This is a genomic window from Bacillus sp. PK6-013, from assembly GCF_054161445.1.
Genome location: NZ_CP096417.1, coordinates 2166499 through 2193051, shown reverse-complemented (window position 1 = coordinate 2193051; position 26553 = coordinate 2166499). Strand labels below are relative to the sequence as shown.

The 26553-nt window shown below is 49.0% G+C and carries 5 protein-coding genes; all 5 read right to left on the bottom strand.

Annotation, left to right across the window (positions count from 1 at the left end; all coding sequences use genetic code 11):
• Window positions 1–19: 19 nt before the first annotated feature.
• Window positions 20–7660, bottom strand: a complete 7641-nt coding sequence (locus M1E03_RS11040) for a non-ribosomal peptide synthetase (protein WP_026579609.1) — start codon at window positions 7658–7660, stop codon at window positions 20–22.
• Window positions 7661–7676: 16 nt separating this feature from the next.
• Window positions 7677–15371, bottom strand: coding sequence for a non-ribosomal peptide synthetase (locus tag M1E03_RS11035; RefSeq protein WP_274685512.1), 7695 nt, complete (start codon window positions 15369–15371; stop codon window positions 7677–7679).
• Between the two features lie 26 nt (window positions 15372–15397).
• On the bottom strand, window positions 15398–23053 hold the full coding sequence (locus M1E03_RS11030) for an amino acid adenylation domain-containing protein (RefSeq protein ID WP_458110440.1): 7656 nt from the start codon (window positions 23051–23053) through the stop codon (window positions 15398–15400).
• Between the two features lie 507 nt (window positions 23054–23560).
• Window positions 23561–25198, bottom strand: a complete 1638-nt coding sequence (locus tag M1E03_RS11025; RefSeq protein WP_081044000.1) for an AMP-binding protein — start codon at window positions 25196–25198, stop codon at window positions 23561–23563.
• Window positions 25199–25229: 31 nt separating this feature from the next.
• Window positions 25230–26390, bottom strand: coding sequence for an acyl-CoA dehydrogenase family protein (locus M1E03_RS11020; RefSeq protein ID WP_020451704.1), 1161 nt, complete (start codon window positions 26388–26390; stop codon window positions 25230–25232).
• Window positions 26391–26553: the final 163 nt, after the last annotated feature.

Below are 26553 nucleotides of genomic sequence, written 5' to 3'. Positions count from 1 at the left end.
TTTTCCCTGCCTCCTGTTCCTACAGTTCCTCGACAAAGCTCGCAATATTGTCCAAATCTTCCGCTGTTAACGATTGGCTGCTAAAATCGCTGACCGTTTTCTCTGTTTCTTGTTTATGTGCGCAATGTTTGATGATTTGGTGCAAATTATGTTTCACCATGTGCAGCAGCTGTTTCATTGTTGTTGTATGGAACCGGCTTGGCGGATAGCTCAAATTGAAATGCAGCTGATTTTGCCTTACCATGGCGCTCATTTCCAGCGTTTGCTCACGCTGCCATGTAGGTGTAATGTCTTTCCCGCTTGCAAGCCCCGAAAAGCTGAACTTTTGTTGGCGTTCTGTATCATTGAATTGCCCTAAATAGTTAAAACCGATTTCAGGCGCTTTGCCGAACTGGATTGTTTTGTTTTCAGAGGCTGTTAAATATTTCAAAATGCCGTATCCCATTCCTTTGTCCGGTATTCTGCCGAGTGTATCTTTGACTGTTTTCACTGCCAGCCCCAACTCGCCTTCGGCTGCATGTAAATCAATCAACACAGGATATATTGTGGTAAACCAGCCGACTGTCCGACTGATATCCAATTCAGGTAGGGGGTGATCTCTCCCGTGTCCTTCCATCGCGATCCGCAGTTTCCTCTCTCCCATCCAATCACACAGGGCTAATGATGCTGCCGTCAGCAGAATATCCTGGGTGTCTGTGTTGTAGGCGTTGTTAACCTTGTGGATTAAAACGTGTGTGTCTTCTTCGGAAAGGGTAAAGCTTTCCGTTTTCCGAATGTTGTCCGCAGCGCTATGCGGTTTTTCACAAGAAAGTAAAGCGGCTTTTTCTTTTTCAACAGTGCGCCAATACGATTGTTCGCGAATGACCTTGCTGCTCTCTGCGTATTCGGCAAGCCGGTTTGCGAAATATTGGTATGAGTCCGTTTTCCGCGGAAGCTGAACCGGTTGTCCTGCGGCCGCCTGACTGTATGCTGCCGATAAATCCTCAAGCAAAATCCGCCATGAGACCCCGTCGACGACCAAATGATGAATGGTGAGAAATAAATAAGTTCCCGACATTGTGTTGAACAAGCCTGCTTTTAGCAGTGGGCCTGTTTGCAAATGGATACTGCGCTGCAAATCAGCGACTTCGTCTTCAATCAGCTTCTCCCATTGTGCCGTTTTAGAAAGGTCTCTTATGTTCAGGCTGTAAAGTTCTCCATGAATTCCCCTGTTAAATTGCTGCAGCTGGCCGCCGTCATCGATGATTGTCATGCGGAGGGCATCATGATGGATGACAAGATGCTGTAAAGCTGTTCGAAGCGGCTGTTCCTGAAATCCTTCTGAGCTATGAAGCATGACAGATTGGTTGAAATGCTGCCTCTTTTCGATATGCTGTGCGAGGAACCAGCGCTGAACGGGCGTCCAAGGTACTTCTCCTTCAATCGGCCGCTGATCTATATTTCTCTCAGTCTTGCGGATGAGAGGCGCGGCTTCTTTAATAGTTGGATGGCGGAATAAGTCGCCTGCCGTGATTTTCAAGTCAAACCGTCCAAGGCGCGCAGATACTTGGAGGGCTTTAATCGAATCGCCTCCCAGTTCAAAAAACGAATCCTCAATCCCGACTTTTTCAACGCCGAGCACCTCTTGCCAGATCACGGCAAGCCGTTCCTCCAGCTGGTTGCGCGGAGGGGCGTATGCTGTGTTGATTGCTGTGGTCTCCGGCTCAGGCAGCGCTCTTCTGTCGAGCTTTCCGTTTTGTGTCAGAGGCAAGGCGGCAAGCTCAACCAAATGCGCCGGGATCATAAACCCGGGCAATTGCTGAGAAAGAAGGGATCTGACTTTCTCGATATTCATTTCCGCTTGCAGACTCATATAGGCAAGGAGTTCTTTATGTCCTGAGGGACCGGTTCGCACGATGACGGCGGCTTCTTTGACACCGTCAATCTGCCGCAATGCTGCTTCAATTTCTCCCAGCTCAATCCTGTAGCCGCGAATTTTTACTTGATCATCCATCCGGCCGATATATTCAATCGACCCATCCTTCAGCCAGCGGGCCAAATCACCGGTCCGGTACATTCGTTCACCAGGTGTGAAGGGATTTGGCACAAATTTTTCTTTCGTCAGTTCAGGTCTCCCGAAGTAGCCTCTGGCTAGCCCGTCCCCGCCAACGCATAATTCTCCGATGACACCCATAGGCTGCAATCTCCCGCGGCTGTTGACAATATAAGCGGTTGAATTAGCGATTGGGCGGCCGATCGGAATGGAATGCTTATACTCGTGTTCAATCCGGAAGCACGTTGAGAATGTTGTGTTTTCCGTTGGGCCGTAGCCATTCCATAGCGCGAGATCCGGCGCCGCGTTGCGAACGCGATTGACATGGCTTGGCGACAGGGCTTCTCCGCCGAGAATCAATCTGGACAGGTCGGAAAATGTTCGTTCATTTTGTTCTGATAATTGATTAAATAAGGATGATGTCAGCCATAAAGTCGTGATGCCGTTCTGCTGTATGAATGTCTTGAGCCGATCGGAATCTAAATAAGTTTCCTTGTCACTGATGTATAAACAAGCACCGTTTAATAGCGGTCCGAATACTTCAAATGTCATCGCGTCAAATCCCAATGACGCTGTCAATAAAATCCTGTCTTCAGGTGAAAATGCCATATCGCTGTTTTTTACGAGACGGACGACGCCGCGCTGTTCAACCATTACGCCTTTTGGCGTGCCGGTTGATCCGGATGTATACATGATATAAGCGAGAGAATCAGGACCGCCCTGCTGTTCGGGATTGTTTGCTGAAATGCCGGCCTCAAGCTGGATGTCTTCTATGAATAACCGTTTTCCTGCCATATGAGATTCTAATCGATCTGATTGGAGGAGCATCACAGCATTGCTGTCAGACAACATCCATTCCAGCCGTTCTGTCGGCATGTCTTCAGTGACGGGAAGATAGGCTCCGCCGGCTTTTAAAATACCTAGAATTCCGACCGCAAGTTCAGGGGTGCGACTTGTTAATAGTACGACAACACTTTCTGAACCGACGCCATTTGCTCGAAGCGCAGCGGCTATTCTGTTGGCGCGTTCGTTTAGTTCACGGTAAGTCAAGGTTTGTCTGTCATATATAACGGCCGGGGCGTGAGGTGTTTTGGCTGCTTGATATTCAAATAAACGGCTGATCGTTTCGTGTTTCGGGTAGTCTTGTTTTGTCTGATTAAATGTGTGAATGAATGAGCTTGTCTCATGTTCATCTAATACATGGATATCTCCGAGATGAATGTTCTGATGTTCGATCACATGATGGAGAATATGAATATAGTAGGAAAGCCATTTCTTGATCGTTTGTTTTTGATAGATGTCTGTATTGAATTCAACATCAAAACGGATTGTCTCTTGATCTTCTTCAGCTGCATAAAGAGTCATATCAAACTTAGAGACTTTATGGGCGTCATGAGCTATAGTCGTCAAATGCAAGTTATGCAGAGTCAGTGATTCCCGCTCCATATTTTGCAGAGCGAACATAACGTCAAACAGCGGATTGCGGCTCATATCACGGACGACATCAAGCCGGTCGACAAGCTCCTCAAACGGATAATCCTGATGCTCGAACGCCTCAAGCGCCGTTTCGCGGACCTCCTTTAAGAAATCGCTGAAACATTTGTTTTCTGCCGGCTGCGTTCTGATCGCCAATGTGTTGACAAACATGCCGATGACAGGTTCTAAGTCTTTGTGCGGCCTTCCGGCGATCGGCGAACCGATGATGATATCCTCCTGTCCGCTGAGCCGGGCAAGAAGCGTGCTGTACGCGGCGAGAAGAACCATATACAGGGTGCATCCGTTGTCGCGGGCGATCTTGTATAGGCCGGATGAAGTGTCCGCATCAAGTGAAAAGGACACATGATCTCCGGCAAAGCTTCGCACCGCCGGGCGGGCGTTGTCGGCCGGAAGCTCCAGTACCGGCAGCTCTCCGTCGAGCTGCTTCAGCCAATAGGCTTCCTGTCTGTTGTACGCCTCCCCATGTTTGAATGCCTGTTGCCAGACGGCGTAGTCTTTATATTGAATCCGCAGCGGGGCAAGCATCCGGTTGGCGTACAGCTCGCTGAATTCGCGGATTAAGGTGCCGACAGACACCCCGTCGGAAATGATGTGATGCATGTCCACCAACAACAGGTGGCTCTCCTCCGCTTCCTTCACAAGAGCGGCGCGGAAAAGCGGCGCTTCTTGAAGTCGAAACGGACGGACAAAGTCTTCAGCCGCGGCCAACTCCATCAGCTGAAACGGGACATCATCATGGATGCGCTGGACAGGCTCGCCGTCTGCCCCGGTTTCAAACGACGTCCTGAGCGATTCGTGGCGGCGGATCAGCTGCCTGAATACTTCATCAAGCCGGGCGCGGTCGAACGGTCCTGTCAGCTTAAGCGCAGCCGGCATATTGTAGCCGACACCGCCGTCTTCCAGCTGCTGAAGGACATACATCCGCTTTTGCGCCGAGGACACCGGGTAGGTGTCCTGTTTATCTGCCGGTTCAATCGCCGCATGCGGACTTTCATCCAATTCCTGAATCACGGCGGCGAGCTCTTCCAGTGTCGGCTTGGCAAAAATCTCCTTCAGCGGCACTTGCACGCCAAACGCTTTGGCAATGCGGGAGACGAGCGCTGTCGCTTTCAGCGAGTGGCCGCCTTGTTCAAAAAAGTGGTCGCGAGTGCCGGCAGGGCCGTATTTCAGCACCTCTTCCCAAAGCTTGGCGAGCTTCATTTCCGTGATGGTTTGCGGCGCGGTGTAAGCGCGTCGTTCAGCCGCTCCGTCGGGAGCGGGCAGCGCCTTGCGGTCAAGCTTTCCGCTCGGTGTGACAGGCCACTTTTCCATCTCGATGAAGGCTGAAGGCATCATATAGACCGGCAGGCGTTTGCCCAGTTCTGTCCTTGCGGTCTGTTGATCCTGACCTTCAATATAGGCGCAAAGCTCGGTTTCCTCCCCTTCTGTCCGGGCGACAACCGCCGCTTCCCGCACGCCGTCGATCTGGCGAAGCGCCGCTTCGACTTCTCCCGGTTCGATTCGGTAGCCGCGGATTTTCACTTGGCCGTCCATGCGGCCCAGCCATTCAACGGTTCCATCCGGGAGCCATCTCGCCAGATCGCCCGTTTGATACATGCGTTCCCCTCGATAAAACGGGTCATCGAGAAACCGTTCTTCTGTCAGCTCCGGACGGTTCAAATAGCCCCTTGCGACACCCGCGCCTGCGATATACAGTTCTCCGGCCACCCCTATGGGCTGGACAGCTTTCTCACTGTCTAAAATATAAAGACGGGCTCCCGGTACAGGTTTTCCGATCGGAAGCCGCATCCGTTCCCTGTCTTTTTCGTGGTCGTACCGAAAAAATGCGGCATCCACCGTAGCTTCTGTCGGCCCGTAGCCGTGAATGACCGCAGTCTCCGGCAAAGACCGGGCAAATCGGGCGGCTGTCTGGGGAGCGAGCGCTTCACCTCCGGCGAATACGCGTTTCAAGGTTTTCGCAAGGCTTGTCCTTTTCTCCTCTGTTTCCATCTCCACCTGGTCTAAAAAGCTGTTGGCCATCGCCGGGATAAAATGCGCCGTTGTCACTCCTTCGTTTGTGAAGGCTTCTGTCATTAAAGCGGGATCCTTCTCCCAGCCCTGCGGAAGCAAATACATGGAGGCGCCGGGAATCATCCACCAAAACAACTGCCAGATCGAAGCATCAAATGAAAACGATGACTTGAGCACGATGACATCATCTTCAGTTAATGGGAACTGGCGCTGCATCCCGGACAAAAAGGCGGCAGCCTGTCGGTGCTCAACCGCGACGCCCTTCGGTGTCCCGGTTGAACCGGATGTATAGATGACATAGGCGAGTGAGCCTCCATCTGTATGAACGCAAACCGATTCGGTCTCCGCTGTCTCCGCTTGAAACGATGACAGGTTGACTTCAAGCGTCTCACCGGCAAAACCGGAGACGGACAAACCCGGCCCTGTGACGAGAAGCTTGGCGCCGCTGTCGGCGAGCATGTATCTGAGCCGTTCTTCAGGATAGTCTGGATCAAGCGGCACGTAAGCGCCGCCGGCTTTCAAAACAGCCAGCACCGCGATCACCATCTCCGGTGAACGGTCGGCGAGCACGCCGACCACACTTTCTTTGGCGACGCCTTTTTTCTTCAACCGGACAGCGAGCTGATTGGTATACTGATCAAGCTCTCGGTACGTTAAGATACCGCCGGAAAAACGAAGCGCCGGCATGTTCGGCGACAGAGCTGCACGGCGGGTGAAAAAGCTATGCAGCGTCGGCGCCAAAGGTGCAGCGGGCTCTGTTTGATTGAATTCGTACAGCATCTTTTTGGCAGTTTCTTCGCCAAGCAATGCAATTTGTGCGATTTGTTGATTGGGATCAGCGATGACAGAGCCTATGATATGGCGTAAATACAGTTCGATTTTTTTCATCATGGCTGGATCATACAGTCCGATATCAAAATTTATGCGAATATAAAGCGAGCTTCCCGGAATGATTTTAATGCTGCATCCATAGTTGGTAACTTCCTCCATATCGAAATCATCGACTGTGAAATCGAATGCATCAGCTTGATTCAGAGTTTCAATTTCGCGCTGGGCCGGTATGTTTTCAAATACGACAATATGGTCAAACAGCTCATGTTTCAGCGTGCTTTGCGCCTGAATATCATATAAAGGATAATAACTGTACGCTTCCGCTTTCAGTGACTCCTGCTGCAAGTGGCTGACCAATGTCAAAAAGGACTCCGGCCCGCTTTTGACCCGGACGGGAATGGTGTTAATGAAAAGCCCGACCATTTTTTCTACGTCCTCAAGATCAGACGGCCTCCCGGAAATAACGGAGCCGAAGACTGCGTCATCACAGCGGTTGATCTTTTGCAGAATGATTCCCCATAATGCCTGAAAAACCGTATTCAGCGTCGCGCCTGCTTGCAAGGCCAATTTTCGCAGCCCTTCAGTCTGTTCTTTAGATAGGGTAAATGCCATCTGCTCAAGCTTTCCTTTTGAGGATGATGATGTTTTGGGCAGTGATGCGGTTTGTTTGACATCGATAAGCCTTGTTTTCCAAAAAGCTTCAGCTTCTTTTCGATCCTGTCGCATCAGCCATTTAATATACTTGCTGAACGGCTGAACCGGTTCAAAATCAGGAAGCTGCCCTTTTCCTAAAGCCTTGTAAATCGCAAGAAATTCTTTCATCACAATACCAAAGCACCAGCCATCCATTAAAATGTGATGATGGCTCCAAATACAATGATATTGTTCGTGTGCCCTTTTTAAGATAGATACTCTCATAAGAGGGTCTGTTTGCAGATCAAATCCTTTTTTCTTGTCGTCATGTTCGAATTGATCGACAAATGTTTCTTTAGCCGCCTCGTCCAGATGAGAAATATCAACAAATTGAAGGCGGCTTTGCCGCTCTTTTAACACGACTTGGCGCGGCTTTGCCACATTTTTGTGTATAAACGCAGTGCGGAAAATATCATAGCGTTCAATCAGCGCGTCTAAACTTTTTTGAAACCGTTCTGTATCAAGCGAGCCGTTTATCGTAAATGATGCCTGTTCAAAGTAGGCTCTAGATTCCTGATCCAACAGCGAGTGAAACAGCATGCCCTCCTGCATAAAAGATAAAGGATAGATATCTTGTATTTCCGGTTGCTGCACCATCAGCGACTCTCCTTTTCTATAATTTATTGACAGCTCCCATAATGTCGCTTAGTTCCTCCAAAGTTAAATCTTCATCAGTGAAGTCTGTTGCACTTTTTTCATGGTTTTCTTTCTCTGTGCAATGCTTGATGATCGTTTTGAGAAAAAATTGAACATGGTCTGCCAGAGCTTGTACTGTTTCTTTCTCATATTGAAGCCGGTTGTAGACAAAGTGCATGACGAGACATTCTGAAGATACGGCGCCGCTGATATCGAGAAGATGAGGCCGCTCCCAATCCGGACTGATCTCATGCCCCGCTTTGACGGGAGAAACGCGAAATCCGCTCGACTTGATATCTTCGTCAAACTGTCCCAAATAGTTAAAGCTGATGTCGGGACGCTGGAAATCTTCAGGTTCCCACATGCCGCCGATGTATTTCAGCACCCCGTAGCCAACGCCCTTATACGGAATACGGCGCAGCATGTCTTTTGTCCGCTTGATGTGGTAGCCGAAACGCTCATGATCATCTGCGGACTCCGGAAGGCTTGCATCGAGTAAAACAGGATAAATCGAGGTAAACCAGCCGACCGTCCGGCTGATATCGATATCCTCCAAATGCGCTTCTCTTCCATGGCCTTCCAAGCTGATTTTGAATCGATCATTGCCGGTCCATTTGTGAAGCGCAAGACCTAACGCGGCGAGTAATATGTCATTTGTATCTGTCGTATACGGCTTGTTTACAGCCGTTAACAGACGCTCTGTTTCTTGTTTTGTCAGCCGAATGTCTATGGTGTCTGTATCTTGCAGCAGATTCGTAATGGTTTCGGCATCTTTCGGAAGCGGTTCAACTCTTGTTTTTTCCCTTTCAGTCCAGTAATCTATTTCCCGTAATAGCTGTCGGCTTGTTGCGTAATCGGTCAGCCGCTTGGCATAGGTTTGATAGGAATCTGTCTTTTCCGGAAGCACGATTTCTTTTCCCGCCAGGGCCTGTTTGTATCCGGCGGTTAAATCTTCGAAGAGGATGCGCCATGATACTCCGTCGATGACAAGGTGATGAATCACAAGCAGCAAATGATCGCCGTCCGATCCGCGAAAAACGCCGGCTGCAACAAGCGGCCCTGTCTGAAGCTGAATCGATTTCTGAATATGTTCCGCGGCCCTTTCAATCATCACATGCTCTTGAGCTAATGATCCTGCTTCTCTTACATCAAGCAGTTCAAACGAAAACAGCTCCTCTTTGGCAAGCTCTTCGGCTCTGTTGTACTGCGTTAAAACTCCGTCTTGATATCCGCATACCATCCGCAATGCGTCATGATGGACCACGATATGGGCGAGTGTTTTTTGCAGAGCTGTTTCATCAAATCGCGCGGAACTGTGCAGCATGACAGATTGATGAAAGTGATCGTGTGACAAAGGTTGTGAGAAAAACCAGTGCTGTACAGGCGTCAGCGGCACTTCGCCGTTGACGGGCGCTTGATCAATCTCGCGCCGGACTTTCGTTACCCGCTTTGACAGCTCGGCAAGCGTCTGATGTTTAAACAGCTCGCGAACCGTTGTTTCATAGCCTCGCTGCTTTAGCCTTGCGCATACTTGCAGCGCTTTAATAGAATCTCCGCCAAGGTGAAAGAAATGGGCGTTCACACCGAGCCCCTCCATTCCTAAGAGCTCTTCCCAAATCTCAGCCATCATCTGTTCAATATCGTTTCTTGGACTTATATCTTCACCTGCGCCCTGATTGGCCGCCGGTTCTGGCAGCGCATTTTCGTCGAGCTTGCCGTTAGCTGTCAGCGGCAGTTCATCAACCTGTATGATCCGCGCGGGTATCATGTATTCCGGGAGGAGCGTTCTGAGAGATGTACGAATCTCTGCTTCATTCATACTCTGCGCCGTTACCGCATATCCATAGATCGATTGCTGTCCGTCTTTGTCATTTCTTGTTATGACTGCTGCTTCCTTGATTGGAGGCAGTTCTTGAAGGGCGCTTCTGATTTCTCCCAACTCAATCCGGTATCCTCTGATCTTCACTTGCGCATCTTTTCTGCCGACATATTCCAGCTCGCCGTTTGGCATCCTTTTGACGATGTCTCCCGTACGATACAGGCGCTGACCTCCGACATATGGATTTGTGATGAATCGGGAAGCGGTCAGCTCTTCTCTGTTGATATAGCCTCTTGCGACTCCGGCGCCTGCGATATACAGTTCTCCCGGCACACCGACAGGCTGCAGGTTCATATAGGCGTCCGCGACATAGGCTTGTAGGGTTGCCAGAGGTTTTCCGATATTGCTTTTATTGTGTTTCATATCGGTTCGAGTCAGCTTTTTATACGTGGCGTGCACCGTTATTTCGGTAATGCCGTACATATTGATGAGATCCGTTTCTGGATACTTCTCAATCCAGTTCATCAGCATCCCGGGCTGCAGGGCTTCTCCCCCGAAGATGACATAGCGGAGCTGTAAGCGGTCCGAATGCCTTAATTCTTCATCGATAAGCCCGTGAAAAGCTGTAGGCGTCTGGTTTAGCACAGTCACGCCTTCTTTTTGTAAAAGCCGCCGGTAGACATGGGGATCGCGGGCGGTTTCTTTCGGGACAATGACAATTTTTCCGCCGTGTAAAAGAGCGCCGAATATTTCCCAAACCGAGAAGTCGAAACAATAGGAATGGAACAGTGTCCAGACGTCCCGGGATCCGAATGAAAAAGGCAGCTCGTCATGTTTGATCAGGCTGACCACATTGCGGTGTTCAATCACTACACCTTTTGGCTTTCCTGTTGTTCCTGATGTGTAGATCACATATGCCGGCTGTTCGGCTGATATCGGCTGGCGCCGCCTTTTCGCTGCGGCTTTTTCTGCCTCGTCAATATATAAAACAGGTATGTCTATAGGTTCTTCCCATTGTTGTCCGGATTGAGTAAGCAGCAGTTTGGCCCCGCTGTCATTCAGCATAAAGCGGATCCGTTCAGCTGGATAATCAGGGTCGATCGGCAAATAGGCGCCTCCCGCTTTTAAGATGCCGAGAATCCCAACCAGCATATCGAGTGAACGGTCTGTCATTAAACCGACCACTTGCCCTGAACCGACACCATGTTCATTCAACACAGCAGCTGTCCGTTCAGCCTTTTCATCAAGTTCCCGGTAAGACAGCTGCCGATCATCGATCACGGCGGCTATTTGATCCGGAGCGGCCATTGCCTGTTTTTCAAATAGACTCGCGATGTTCTCTTGTCTCGGGTATTCAGCCGTTTCTCCTGCAGCATTGATCAGCATGTTTTGTTCTTTCGGAGTCAGCATTTGCATGTCGGACAGTTTCATGTCGTGATTGGCCGACATGCTGCCGATTAGCGCTTTAAAATGATCAGACCAGCGCGCGACCGTTGCCTTTTCAAATAAGGCGGTACTGTACTCAAAATGACAGCTGATCGTACCGTCATCTTGTTCTTCGGCATGCAAAGTCAAATCAAACTTTGACGAGTGATGCGGCAGTTTATGTGATAAAAGCGTCAGTTCCGGTAATTCCATCTTGAAATCATCGCTGTTTTCAAGCACCAGCATAGCGTCAAAAAGCGGGTTGCGGTTCACTTCTCGTGGGGCGTCAAGGTGTTGGACGAGCTCCTCAAACGGATAATATTGGTTGTCAACAGCCTCAAGTGTCAGTGTTTTGATCTCTTTCAAATATGTACGGACTGTTTTATTCCCTTCAGGCTTGCTTCGCATCGCCATTGTATTCACGAACATCCCGATCACGCCATCAAGTTCTGCGCGTTCTCGGCCATGTGCAGGCGAACCGATGACAATATCCTCTTGGCCGCTCATTTTAGAAAGAAAGACTGAGAAGCCAGCCAGCAACACCATATATAACGTTGAACCGGTCTCATCCATTAACTGGCGCAGCTTTGCCCCTGTTTCCCTGTCAATATGCGTGGTCAAAGTGTCTCCGCTAAAATCGGGGAGAAGCGGCCGTTTTTGATCAAGCGGCAAGTCCAGCACCGGCAACGTTCCCTTCAGCACTTCCAGCCAGTACTGTTTTTGGCTGCAGAATGCCCCGGCTGAAAACTGTTCATTTTGCCATACAGCGAAATCTTTATATTGCAGTGTCAATGGAGGCAGCTCTTTCCCGCTGTAAATGGCCGTGAATTCACGAATAAACGTGCTCATTGACATTCCGTCAGCAATGAGATGATGCATATCAAGCAGGAAGAAATGCCGGTCTTTGTTCAACGCGGCTAAACAGACTCTGATCAGCGGAGCTCTTTCAAGATCAAACGGCTGAACGAACGATTCCAACACTTCATTGAGCGATTTCTCGGATTGGATGTGCAACTCTGTCCATTTCACTTCGGCAGATGATACGACTTTTTGCATCGGCTCCCCGTCCTGTAAAACAAACGAAGTGCGCAGCGCCTCATGTCTGTCGATTAATGATGCAAAAGTTTCTTTCAATCGCTTTCGGTTCAGTGTTCCGCAGAGTTCCAAGCAAGCGGGCATGTTGTAGCTTGTACTGTCTTTTGCCAGCTGATGCAGGGCATAGAGCCTTTTTTGCGCGAAAGACAAAGGATACAGATTTTTTTCCGGCGCCGGTTTTATCTCCGGACGGGTCTCACTTTTGACCCGTTCTATTGCAGGAGCCATGCTGGCAATCGTCGGATATGAAAAGACTTCGCGAATCGGCAGCTGAACATTAAGCCGCTGATAGATTTTTGAGACAAGCGCCGCCGCTTTAAGAGATTGACCGCCCAATTGGAAGAAATCATCATGTATGCTAATCCGCTCCCGCTTCAACACGTCTTGCCAAATCGACATAAGCTCTGTTTCCAGCAAAGTGCGGGGCGCTTTCGGCATGACGTCTGTCCCGCCTGAATGTGCCGGTTCCGGGAGACCGGAGCGATCCAGCTTTCCGCTCGTTGTAAGCGGCATTTTGGGCAGTATTGTAAAGCTGTCAGGCATCATATAGGCCGGCAATTTCCCGGCAAGGGCTCTATGCAGGTCCAAGCGCTCTGTTTCCTTTTGCAACACAACATAAGCCGCAAGCTCCTGTTCTCCATCTGCTGTGGTGCGTACGAGTGCCGCCGCGTCTTTTACCCCGGAAATACCGCGAAGTGCGGATTCAATTTCTCCTAGTTCTATTCTGAATCCTCTGACTTTTACTTGGTGATCCAGGCGTCCAAGGTATTCGATCGTTCCATCCGGCAAAAAGCGCGCCTTATCCCCTGTCCTGTACAGCCGTTCTCCTTCATGAAAGGGATGGGCGGTAAAGGCTTGATCTGTCAATTCCTTTTGCTGAAAGTACCCTTCAGCAAGGCCTTTTCCTGAAATGCATAATTCACCGACAGCACCGATCGGCTGAAGGAGGTTCCCGTGCATAATATAGACAGATGTATTATCAACCGGCCGTCCGATTGTCAATCGCTCGCTTTTCTGAAGATTCCGCAGCACCGTCGTTGACACGCTGTTTTCTGTCGGTCCGTATTCGTTTATCAGTTCGGCGTTGCTGCAAATCTCGCGGCTTACGGTGATTAAATCAGGTGTCACGGCTTCCCCGGCGAATGTCACAGCCCGGAGTGTTTCCGCGTCTGTTTTTGTCAAGGTCTCCAGCAGTACGCGGTATAAGGAAGGAACGAAGAGCAGATGGCTGACGCCGTGTTGGGCGATAAGCTGTTTCATAGCCACGACATCTTTTGCATCATCTTCATCGGTCAGCAAGACGCAGGAGCCTGACAGAAGCGGTGTGAACAGACCTGTTATTGACCCGTCAAACACATATGAAAAGAGATGGAGCGCGATATCTCGGTCTGTCATGCTGTATTCTTCCCGTCTCCATTGCAATGTATTGGAAATGCTTCTGTGGCTGACGAGCACCCCTTTGGGCTGCCCCGTTGTCCCTGATGTATAAATGATGTAGGCCCAATTTTCGCTGTCTGACTGTACTGAAAGAGCGGCTTTTGGTTCCGCGTCTGTTTCTTCAATTGTGACAATCTTCCCTTTGTAATCCGCAGGGATAAAAGGGAGCAGTTCTTGTTGCGTAACGAGCCATTTGGCTTGACTGTCGCGTAAGAGAAACGAGAGCCGCTCAGGCGGATGATCCGGATCAAGCGGCATATACGCACTGCCCGATTTCCAGATGCCGAGAAGAGCTGCGACAGTTTCTTTTGAGCGGCGCAGCATAACAGCTGCAACTTGATTTGGACCTGCGCCTTCTTTCCTTAGCGCACGAGCGATTTGATTAGCTCGCTCATCTAATTCACGGTAGCTCCAGCTTGTTTCATTGAATCTGAGCGCCTCTTGTTTCGGTGTTTTGGCGGCCTGCTCTTCAAACAGCTCATAAACTGTTTGATCCGGATAAGTTCGCTGTTTGCCGTGAAAGGAATGAATCAGTTTTTTTTCAGCGAGTGGCACGGGATCAATGCTTGTGATCAATTGATCGGGATCTGATAGTATACAATCGATCACTTCTTTTACATGCCCTTGAAGCCGAAGTATGTCGGTTTGATCATAGACCTCGGCGTTATAGCTGAATTTTATGTAAAAGGTCTCACCGGGAACAATGACAATATTCAAGTCGTAATTGGTTTCCTCTGACGTGGAAAAATGATCAAGATGAAGAGCGTTTTCCTCCGATTCTTCCCAGCCGTTAACCTCTTTCTGCATTTGGACGGGATAATTTTCAAATACAAGGATATGATTGACCAGGTCTTTGTTTAAGCCGCTCTCGTTTTGAATCTCATAGAGAGGATAATAGCCGTGATCTTCACAAGTCAGGATGTCTTTTTGCACTTGTTTGGCGAGTGAAGAAAATGACATACCCGCGGAAGAACGAATCCGGACAGGCACCGTGTTAATGAACAATCCGGCCATTGATTCGATTCCGTCAATGGCGGAAGGCCTCCCTGAAACAACTGCGCCGAATACAGCGTCATCAGTCGCGTTGTAGCGGTGCAGAAGCAAGCCCCATATACTTGTAAACAACGTGTTTAACGTCACGCCCAATCGCCTTGCTAAATCGGAAAGTTTTTCAACCGTTTCCGGCTTGAGTGAGTATTGAAGGTGTCTCGGTGTATAACCGCCTTCTGTTGTTTTGCTTTTTGAACCGGGGACAGAGACAGACTCCCCGTACCCTTCCAAATAATCGGACCAGAAGGCAGCTGTTTTTTCTCTATTCTGACCGCGAAGCCAAGTCATGTATGTGCTGTAAGGCGCCGGCTTCCCAAGGCGGAAAGGCCGGCCGTTTCTTAGAGCGTAGTACATATGGAAAAAATCTTGCAGCACAATACCTAAGCTCCATCCATCCATCATGATGTGGTGGTGGGTCCAGACGCATGTATGCCGTTTTTCTCCTGTTTGATACAGGGTCAGCCGCATTAATGGGCCTTTTTGCAGGTCGAACCGTTGATGCCGATCTGCTTGTTTGCAGCTATTTATCAACGTATTCTGTTGTTCAGCCGTCAAGGCAGAAATATTCTCCGTCTGAACAGCTACTTTTCGGTGTGATAGAACGACTTGCTGCGGCCCGTCCAGATCAGGCACCTCTTTTATATAAATCGTTCTGAAAATGTCGTAACGTTCAATCAATAGATCCAGACTCTTCTGAAATGAATCCAGACACAAATCACCGCTGATGGTGAAGGAAATTTGTTCAATATAGGCGTTTGAATCAGGGTGAAGCAGTGAATGAAACAGCATTCCTTCCTGCATATATGACAATGGATAAATATCTTGAATCTCTGTCTCTTGCGCCATGAATGCCACACACCTTTCCGGCGAAATTAAAGTTTTTTTACGAGATTGGCAATACTTTCGAATGAAGCGGAAGTCAATTGTTTATTGCTGAAATCGCTCAATGTTTTTTCTCGTTTTTTCTTGGCGGAACAATGCTCAATCACCTCACAAAGGCGGTCATGGAAGCCATCCATAAATGTTTCAATCGTACGCCTGGAAAAGACGTCGGTATAGACAGTTTGAATATCAAGCCGCTGATTGACGACCATGGCATTAATGTCCAAATCAAATTCTCTCGGCCGCTCTTCTGCAATGTTGTGGCGCGGCTGATAAGGAGACATCCGCATCATTCCTTCGAGACCGTCGAACTGTCCGAGATAGTTAAAGCAGATTTCAGGTTCACGGTGCTGAATACGTTGGGACGATTGCAAAAGCCCGTATCCGGTTCCTTGGTTCGGCACGCGTCTCATCATGTCTTTCACGTTTTTTATACGGCAAGCGGTTTTTTCGCTTGAATTGTCCGGTACACTCATGTCCAGAAGAACCGGATATATCGAGGTGAACCATCCTACAGTTCTGGAAATATCAATGTCCGGAACATGTCCTTCCCTGCCATGTCCCTCAACACTGACAAGGAAATGCTCACGTTTCGTCCAATCGGCAAGCGCCATTCCCAAGGCCGCCAGCATCAGTTCATTCACCTCTGTGCCGTATGCCTGTTTTGTCTGAAACAGCAGCTGGTTTGTCAGTTTCACGCTTAACATGCGCGAAGCGATGAGTGCCGTTTTTTGCAGCCTGTCCGCATTCCTATGACCGTCTTTTGGTAATGCGGCTGTTTCAAAAGATATCGCATGCTCCCAATATGCCGCTTCCTCAAGCAGTTCGTTGCTTGTTGACAATGGATGCAGCCTGTTTGCATATGTTACGTAAGAATCGCTTTTCTGCGGCAATTTAATTTTTCTGTCTGCTAAAGCTTGCTGATAAGCTGTTTGTAAATCTTCAAGCAAAATTCTCCATGACACACCATCCACAATCAGATGATGAATGGCGATCAGCAGATGGTCTGCATCCCGCAATCTGAACAATCCAATGTGACAAAGGAGTCCTTCGTCCAAACGTATTGCCCGCTGTATTCGTTTTTCCTCCGCTTCTATGCGTTCGGCAATCTGCGTCTCATCGGCGAGGTCTATGGTCTTAAAGCTGAATCCATCCTCATCCGTTTGACTGATTCCGCGATTATATTGAAGGATGCGTCCGTTATCGTCTTTTTTAAACATCATCCGCAAGGCGTCATGATGCTTGATTAAAGCGGATACGGCCCGGCGCAGTGCAGTCTCGTCCAATCTTTTTTCACTTGTGAGCATGACAGCTTGATTGTAATGATGTTCAAAGGCGCCAGGATAGGCAAAAAACCTTTGCTGTACAGGTGTTAGACTGGCATTCCCTTCAACAGGTCCCTGATCGGCAATTGATACGGTCGGAGTCAGGTGACTCGCCAGTTCTTCAATGGTCGGAAATTGAAATAAATCCCGAATCGTCATATCCCATCCTTCAGCGGCAAGACGAGCCGACACTTGCAGCGCTTTTATGGAGTCTCCCCCCAGCTGAAAGAAAGAGTCGGTGATGCCGGCTTGCCGTACATGGAGCACATCCTCCCAAATCCGGCATAGCAATGCTTGTTTTTCATTTTGCGGGGCATGGTAAGTTTCCAGGGGCTGAACATGTGCAGCAGGCAAAGCGTCTTTATTCAATTTGCCGTTAAATGTAAGCGGCATTTTCTCTAAACCGACAAAATGAGCTGGAATCATGTAAGCCGGAAGCCTTTTTGCCAAATCTAAACGCAAATCGATGATGTCTGCTTCTTTAGGAACGACGTATGCCGCCAAATAGGTTTTTTCTTCAATATCTTTTTGAATGGCGACTGCCGCTTCTTTGACATGCTCGTTCTTCAAAAGCGCATTTTCTATTTCTTCGAGCTCAATTCTGTAGCCCTTTATTTTGACTTGTTGATCAAGACGCCCATAAAGACGGAGGGTGCCGTCAGGAAGCCAGCAGGCCTGATCTCCGGTTTGATACAGCGGCCGACCTTGCGCTAAAGGATCGCTGAATTTGGCTTTTGTCAAATCTGCTTTTCGCCAATAACCTTTGGCCACGCCTTCTCCCCCAATAAAAAGTTCTCCCGGGACGCCGATGGGCTGAACTTGTTTGTTCTTGTTGAGAACATACATTTGTACATTTGGGAGCGGAATGCCGATCGGTACAAAATCGTGATAGCGCTCTTTACTCATCGTGATTTCATAATAGCTTGAATCAATGGTCGCCTCTGTTACACCGTAGCTGTTGATGATCCGCATCTCTTTTCCGAATCGTTCATTTAATGTGTAAAAATCCTGTGCACTGACAATATCTGAGCCCAGAATCAGCACCTTTAGGCTCGGTAATCGATATTTCCGCCGGTAAACATATTCCATAAAGGGAACAATCAGGGCTGGTGTCGATTCCATTAATGTAATCTGCTGTTGATTCATCAGCTTACATAACAGTTCGGGCTCAATTCGGACATCATCCGGGCAAATCACAAGCGTTCCCCCGTCTAAGAATGCCCGGGCTATGTCTCCTGAAAAGACATCAAACGAGAAACTGGCCATTTGCAGCACTCTCGCCGGTGTGCGGTCAAGCTCATAGATGCTTCGCCAAGCAAGCGCTGCATGTGTGAAATTGCGATGTCTGACTTCAACTCCTTTTGGCGCTCCTGTTGTTCCCGAAGTATAGATGACATAGGCAGTATCTTTTGGAGTTGCTGTTGAAACTATATTTTCCTCGTGCAGGCCATTATGTTCATGGTCAAGCTGGATGCAAGGCATACTGCCATCTGTCAAAAGTGAAGCGATATCTATATATTCAGCCTGGGCCAGTAGCGCAGATGCTTCGCTGTCTTTTAATAAAAACCGAATTCTTTCTTCTGGATAATGGGAATCTATCGGGATATACGCTCCTCCCGCTTTCAGCACGGCCAAAACACCTATGATGGCTTCAATCGAACGATTGGCCAAAATCGCAACTCGTTTTCCAGGACCGATTCCGGCTGTTTGAAGCGTCCGCGCCAGTCGATTGGCGCGACCATTCAATTGGTGATAGCTGATCTGTTTCGAGCCCTCAATGACTGCGATTTTCTGAGGATTATTCGCTGTTGTTTCTTCAAACAGTTCGTGAAACACTGCTGTTCGTTCTGGAAGTTGAAGGTGTTTGTGATTAAATTCAACAAGAATTTGGTATTGATCTTCATCGTTCAGAAGATTGAAGCGTGCAAGATCTGTCTCGGGCTGATGGGCGATATGGCGCAAAAGTACAAGCAAATGTTTCATCCAGCGCTCGATGGTTGTTTTTAAGAAAAGATCGGTGCTGAATTCCATGTCGAGACGGATATTCCCGTTAGATTCGCAAGCGGTCAATGTAAGGTCAAAAATAGATACTTGATGGGCAAATGTTTGAACGCGATTGACTTGAAGGCCGGCTAATTGCATATCGTGCTGTTCCATGTTTTGCAAAATAAACATGGCGTCAAACAGCGGATTGCGGCTCATATCACGGACGACATCGAGCCGGTCGACAAGCTCCTCAAACGGATAATCCTGATGTTCGAACGCCTCAAGCGCCGTTTCTCGGACCTCCCTTAAAAAATCGCTGAAACATTTGTTTTCTGCCGGATGCGTTCTGATCGCCAATGTGTTGACAAACATGCCGATGACAGGTTCTAAGTCTTTGTGCGGCCTTCCGGCGATCGGTGAACCGATGATGATATCCTCCTGTCCGCTGAGCCGGGCAAGAAGCGTGCTGTACGCGGCGAGAAGAACCATATACAGGGTGCAGCCGTTGTCGCGGGCGATCTTGTATAGGCCGGCTGTTGTTTTCGCATCAAGCGTGCGGGACACTGTATCACCCGCAAAGCTTCGCACCGCCGGGCGGGCGTTGTCGGCCGGAAGCTCCAGCACCGGTAGCTCTCCGTCGAGCTGCTTCAGCCAATAGGCTTCCTGTCTGTTGTACGCCTCCCTTTGTTTGAATGCCTGTTGCCAGACGGCGTAGTCTTTATATTGAATCCGCAGCGGGTGAAGCGTCTGGCTGACGTACAGCTCGCTGAATTCGCGGATTAAGGTGCCGACAGACACCCCGTCGGAAATGATGTGATGCATGTCCACCAACAACAGGTGGCTCTCCTCCGCCTCCTTCACAAGAGCGGCGCGGAAAAGCGGCGCTTCTTGAAGCCGGAACGGACGGACAAAGTCTTCAGCCGCGACCAACTCCATCAGCTGAAACGGGACATCATCATGGATGCGCTGGACAGGCTCGCCGTCAGCCCCGGTTTCAAACGACGTCCTGAGCGATTCGTGGCGGCGGATCAGCTGCCTGAATACTTCATCAAGCCGGGCGCGGTCGAGCGGTCCTGTCAGCTTAAGCGCCGCCGGCATATTGTAGCCGACACCGCCGTCTTCCAGCTGCTGAAGCACATACATCCGCTTTTGCGCCGAGGACACCGGGTAGGTGTCCTGTTTGTCCGCCGGTTCAATCGCCGCATGCGGACTTTCATCCAATTCCTGAATCACGGCGGCGAGCTCTTCCAGTGTCGGCTTGGCGAAAATCTCTTTCAGCAGCACCTGCACGCCAAACGCTTTGGCGATGCGGGAGACGAGCGCTGTCGCTTTCAGCGAGTGGCCGCCTTGTTCAAAAAAGTGGTCGCGAGTGCCGGCAGGGCCGTATTTCAGCACCTCTTCCCAAAGCTTAGCGAGCTTCATTTCCGTGATGGTTTGCGGCGCGGTATAAGCGCGTCGTTCAGCCGCTCCGTCGGGAGCGGGCAGCGCCTTGTGGTCAAGCTTTCCGCTCGGAGTGACAGGCCACTTTTCCATCTCGATGAAGGCTGAAGGCATCATATAGACCGGCAGGCGTTTGCCCAGTTCTGTCCTTGCGGTCTTTTGGTCCTGACCTTCAATATAGGCGTAAAGCTCGGTTTCCTCCCCTTCTGTCCGTGCGACAACCGCCGCTTCCCGCACGCCGTCGATCTGGCGAAGCGCCGCTTCGACTTCCCCCGGTTCGATCCGGTAGCCGCGGATTTTCACTTGACCGTCCATGCGGCCCAGCCATTCAACGGTGCCGTCCGGGAGCCATCTCGCCAGATCGCCCGTTTGATACATGCGTTCCCCTGAATAAAAGGGGTCATCGAGAAACCGTTCTTCTGTCAGCTCCGGACGGTTCAAGTAGCCCCTTGCGACGCCCGCGCCTGCGATATACAGTTCTCCGGCCACCCCTATGGGCTGGACAGCTTTCTCACTGTCTAAAATATAAAGACGGGCTCCCGGTACAGGTTTTCCGATCGGAAGCCGCATCCGTTCCCTGTCTTTTTCATGGTCGTACCGATAAAATGCGGCATCCACCGTAGCTTCTGTCGGCCCGTAGCCGTGAATGACCGCAGTCTCCGGCAAAGACCGGGCAAATCGGGCGGCTGTCTGGGGAGCGAGCGCTTCACCTCCGGCGAATACGCGTTTCAAGGTTTTCGCAAGGCTTGTCCTTTTCTCCTCTGTTTCCATCTCCACCTGGTCTAAAAAGCTGTTGGCCATCGCCGGGATAAAATGCGCCGTCGTCACTCCTTCGTTTGTGAAGGCTTCTGTCATTAAAGCGGGATCCTTCTCCCAGTCCTGCGGAAGCAAATACATGGAGGCGCCGGGAATCATCCACCAAAACAACTGCCAGATCGAAGCATCAAATGAAAACGATGACTTGAGCACGATGACATCATCTTCAGTTAATGGGAACTGGCGCTGCATCCCGGACAAAAAGGCGGCAGCCTGTCGGTGCTCAACCGCGACGCCCTTCGGTGTCCCGGTTGAACCGGATGTATAGATGACATAGGCGAGTGAGCCGCCATCCGTATGAGCGCAAACCGGTTCGTTCTCCGCTGGTTCCGTTCGAAGTGATGACAGGTTGACTTCAAGCGTTTCCCCGGAAAATCCGGAGACGGACAAACCCGGCCCTGTGACGAGAAGCCGGGCGCCACTGTCAGCGAGCATATATCTGAGCCGTTCTTCAGGATAGTCTGGATCAAGCGGCACGTAAGCGCCGCCGGCTTTCAAAACAGCCAGCACCGCGATCACCATCTCCGGTGAACGGTCGGCGAGCACGCCGACCACACTTTCTTTGGCGACGCCTTTTTTCTTCAACCGGACAGCAAGTTGATTGGTATACTGATCAAGCTCTCCGTACGTTAAGATACCGCCGGAAAAACGAAGCGCCGGCAAGCTCGGCGACAGCGCCGCGCGGCGGGTGAAAAAACCATGCAGCGTCGGCGCCAAAGGTTTGACGGAATCTGTTTGGTTAAAAGCAGACAAAATCCGTTCCTTTTCGTTGGACTCTACCATATCGATGTTTTTAATCGGCTGGTCCGGCTTCTCAAGCGCCTTCTCCAAAACGGTTAAAAGATGGGATTGAATCCGTTTGATGTCATGTTCAGTAAACATAGCGGTTTGATAATCAAAATTTAACTGTATGATACCGGTATCAAGGCGCTCTTTAATTGAAACAGACAGCTGATTTGCAGTGCGCCCGCTGAAATACATGGCCGTTTCATATTCAAAGCCATCTGCTTGTTGCCATTGAAGCGGCTGATACTGTATGGAAGTGACGATTAAATTTTGCAGATCACCATGCTGATGCCTTAATTCGTTCATCAGCAGATTGTAGGGATATTTTTGATGACGCATGACTGAAAGCTGTTCTTTCCCGATGCTTGTGACAAATGAAAGAACATCACAATCCGGATCAACTTCCATTCTGATTGGCAGTGTGCTCACAAACATACCGAGCATGTCTTTTTCCAGCCTGGAGGCGCGGTTTCCGTAATAGGTCCCAATCACAATATCCTTGCTGGATGTCATTCTGCTGATGCATATGTAAAACGAAGCCATAAACAGAGAAAGAATGCTGATTTGATGCTTTTCGCAAAAGTGTCGGATTGATTCTGCCAAGGGATGTGAAAGAGTCAGGGTTTCTCTTAAAGCGGCGGTGCTTTGTTGTTGAGGCAAGGCTTTTTCTGTTAGTGGGAAATGTTCTGGAATGGTGTGGTAGGTGTTTGTCCAAAATAAACGGTCTTTTTCAAACCGGGAAGATTGCAAGTATTGCTTCTCTTTTTCGATATAGGTGAGATAGGAAGGTTCATGATGTTGAGGTAAGGGTTCATTCCGAATCATTTTTTGATACATCTCAATCAGTTGATTGCCTAGCAGATTAAGAGAAATACCGTCCATTATGATATGGTGGAATTTTGCATAGAGCCAAACTTCTTCGCTCGAAATCGCCAGCAGGGTGAATTGATAAAGCGGTGAATGAAACAGCTTAAACGGAATCGAAGTCTGATCGTCAATCCACTTATTCCGTTCGGACTTGCCGGCCTTTGTCAAATCAATGGTCTCTATGGAAAGCGAGCGATGTTCAGCGAGATAAAGATCAGGCTCTTCCCCTTTCCCTTCTGTCAGCTGAAAATGAAGTGAATCATGCCGGGAAACTGAAAAGTCCAAAGCCCGCCGCAGCACATCAAGGTCAATAGCGCCCCTGAATTTGACACAGGCTGCAAGATTGCAGATACTTGTACCCGGATCGAGCAGCTCGGTAAACCATACTCTCCTTTGAGCATGGGTCAAAGTGTAGGTTGTATTCAATGGAACCCCTCCATTTCAAATATAAGAGAATAAAAAAGTAAAATAATTACAGGTTATATGACAATATATGGCTAAATCATACGTATGAGAATCATTGTAATACAAATTCGATAAAATACAACAATGTTTACAATAAATTCAATAATTTTTTAGAAAATGGTTATTTTATCTCATCTGCAAAATTCTTGTCTTTACTGCTCATAACATAAGAAAAGCTCTAAAGCGGAGAAAATATCACGATGTTTATACCATTTTATTCAAAAAACAGAGCTGGAATTCCACGCACTCCGAGCAGAAATGGAAATAAATTGTCATCATTTATTCGTAAAAAATATCATCTCACGTGTTTTTGAAAAATCTCATAAAAAAACTGTACCTTAACCAATTAAGATACAGTTTTGCTTCACTTTCAAAAGCTTTAGGCTACACGGTATCCGTTTACATGTGCGGATGATCCGTTTAACAAAAGAGTCCCTCATTTTAGTTCGTCGCACTTGCAAGAGAAAATTACAATTGAAAATGTTCAAGCGCTTGCTCCCTTAATTTAAATTTCTGCACTTTTCCCGATGCCGTCATCGGGAACTCTTCGACAAATGCGATATAGCGCGGAATCTTATAACGGGCGATTTTACCTTTGCAGTATTCTTTTAATTCGTCAGCTGTCATGGATGCTCCGCTTTTCAGTTTGATCCAGGCCGAGACCTCTTCACCGAATGTTTCGTCAGGCACACCGACAATTTGGACGTCGAGAATGTTGGGATGCTTGTATAAAAACTCTTCTATTTCCCGCGGGTATATGTTTTCTCCGCCTCGGATGATCATGTCTTTTAATCTCCCGGTAATCCGGCAGTAGCCTTCTTCATCCATTACGGCTAAATCACCTGTATGCAAAAATCCGTCCTCATCAATCACCGCTGCCGTGTCCTCAGAATTTTTGTAATAGCCTTTCATGACATGGTAGCCGCGTGTGCACAGCTCGCCTTGAACGCCTCTTGCAACCTCCTGATTTGTGCCCGGTTCAGTTATTTTGACTTCAACATTCGGCAAGGCGCGCCCTACGGTTTCGACCCTTCTTTTGAGCGAATCGTTGACCCTCGTCTGGGTAATGACCGGTGATGCTTCCGTCTGTCCGTATGCAATCGTTATTTCAGACATCCCCATGTTATTGATCACTTTTTTCATAACTTCAATCGGACAGTTTGAACCGGCCATGATACCCGTTCTTAAAGAAGACAAGTCATATGATGCAAAATCTTGATCATTCAGTTCGGCAATGAACATGGTCGGTACACCGTGAAGCGCCGTGCATTTTTCCGTTTCGACAGCGGAAAGCACTTCTTTTGGATTGAATTCTTGCACCGGCACCATCGTCGCACCGGCGGTGACGCAAGCGAGAGTTCCCAGCACGCATCCAAAGCAGTGAAAAAAGGGTACGGGGATGCACATTCTGTCTTTTCTCGATAAATTCATGCATTCCGCAATATTTGCCGCGTTGTTTGCCAAATTGGAATGAGTGAGCATCACGCCTTTTGGAAAGCCTGTCGTACCTGATGTATATTGCATATTGATAACATCATGCTCTTTGAGTCGTTCCATCCTGTGATCAAGCGCTTTTTCGCTTACCGAACCGGAGAGCTTTAATATGTCATCCCAAAGGTACATGCCGGGATGCCTTTTATCTCCCATCAAAATAATATTTTTTAAGAAAGGCAGTCTTTCAGATGCGAGCTTACCCGGTTCCGACTCCTTCAATTCAGGAATCAGTTTGTAAAGGATATCAATGTAAGAAGTGCCCCGGTATGATTCCATTAAAATGAGTGTTGTGGCATCTGACTGTTTCAGCACATATTCAAGCTCTGATAATTGATAGTTCGTGTTGACTGTGACAAGCACCGCGCCCGTTTTTGCCGAGGCAAACTGGGCGGTGAGCCATTCCGGAGTATTGGAAGCCCAAATTGCGACATGTTCACCTTTTTCAATACCGAGCGCCACCAGTCCTTTTGCGACTTTTCTGCACAACTGGTCAAATTGCCGGTACGTATAACGGAGACGGCGATCCGGATAGACGACAGCCTCGTGATCAGGTGCGTTTGCCGCGGTTTTCTCCAACAATTTTCCGATAGTCAAATGGAGCAGCTCTGCCAACGTTGTCCCTCCCTTCTCCCGGAAAGCGTTTTCATTTTGCCGCTTGTTTGCCTATGCCGAGCTGCCTTGCGATGACGAGCCGTTGAATTTCTGAAGTTCCTTCACCGATTTCCATTAATTTGGCATCCCGCAGCATCCGCTCGACTCCGTACTCTTTCATATACCCGTATCCTCCGTGTATTTGAATGGACTGATTACATGTCCTGAACGCCATCTCTGAGGCATAAAGCTTGGCGAAAGCCGCTTCCTTTGTAAACGGCCGGCCTTGATCTTTCAGCCATGCGGCCTTCAGCACCATATTGCGGGCAAGCTCAATTTCCATGGCCATGTCGGCAAGCTTGAACTGAATCGCCTGGAAATAGGAGATGGGCCGGCCGAATTGTTTTCGTTCGTGTGCGTATGCAAGCGCGGCCTCAAATGCGCCTTGAGCGATACCGACGGCCAGCGCGGCGATCGAAATTCTGCCCCCGTCAAGTGTATTGAGAAACTGTTTAAACCCTTTTTCCGGGCTTCCCAACAGATTTTGTTTTGGAACGCGGACATTGTCCAAGATGAGCTGCGATGTATTGGAGCCGCGGACACCCATTTTGTCATATTCGCTATTAATGGTGAAGCCTTCCGAATCTGTCGGAACGATGATGGCGGAGATGATGTTTTTTCCGTTGTCATCTTTTCCGGTGACGGCGGTGACGATGACGGTCCGGGCATATCCGGCATTGGTGATCCAGCATTTCTCCCCGCTGATCACATAGCTGTCCCCTTCCGAGCGGGCTTTTGTCCGGGTGCCGCCCGCATCTGATCCTGCATTCGGTTCGGTCAGCCCGAACGCTCCGAGCGCCCGGCCCGTCGCAAGTGGCACGAGATATTCTTGTTTTTGTTCTTCGGTGCCGAAATAATAAACCGGTGCAGCCCCGAGCGATACAGCCGCAGCATAGCTTAGACCGGTGCTCCCGCACGCTTTGCCGATTTCTTCGACGCTAAGCGCATAGGAAATCGTATCCCCGCCTGACCCGCCGTAGCATTCCGGAAACGGAATCCCCAAGAGGCCGAGCTCCCCCATTTTTTTAAATGTCTCAACCGGAAATTCTCCCGTCCTGTCAACATGTTCGGCATGCGGTGCAATTTCCTGTTTCGCAAAATCTCTGGCGAGTTCGCGAACCATTTGCTGTTCTCTTGTTAGTTCAAAATTCATAAAGTGACCCCCTTTTTGGATCGTCAAATTCCTTAGGCAGCAGAGCTTTGTAACATTATATTAAAAAAGTGCATTTTTCATGCCAGAGGATTTTGGACAGGCAAAATCGGACCGTTTGATGACAACTGATACTTACCTTTACGTAAGTACCTGAACCAAAAGT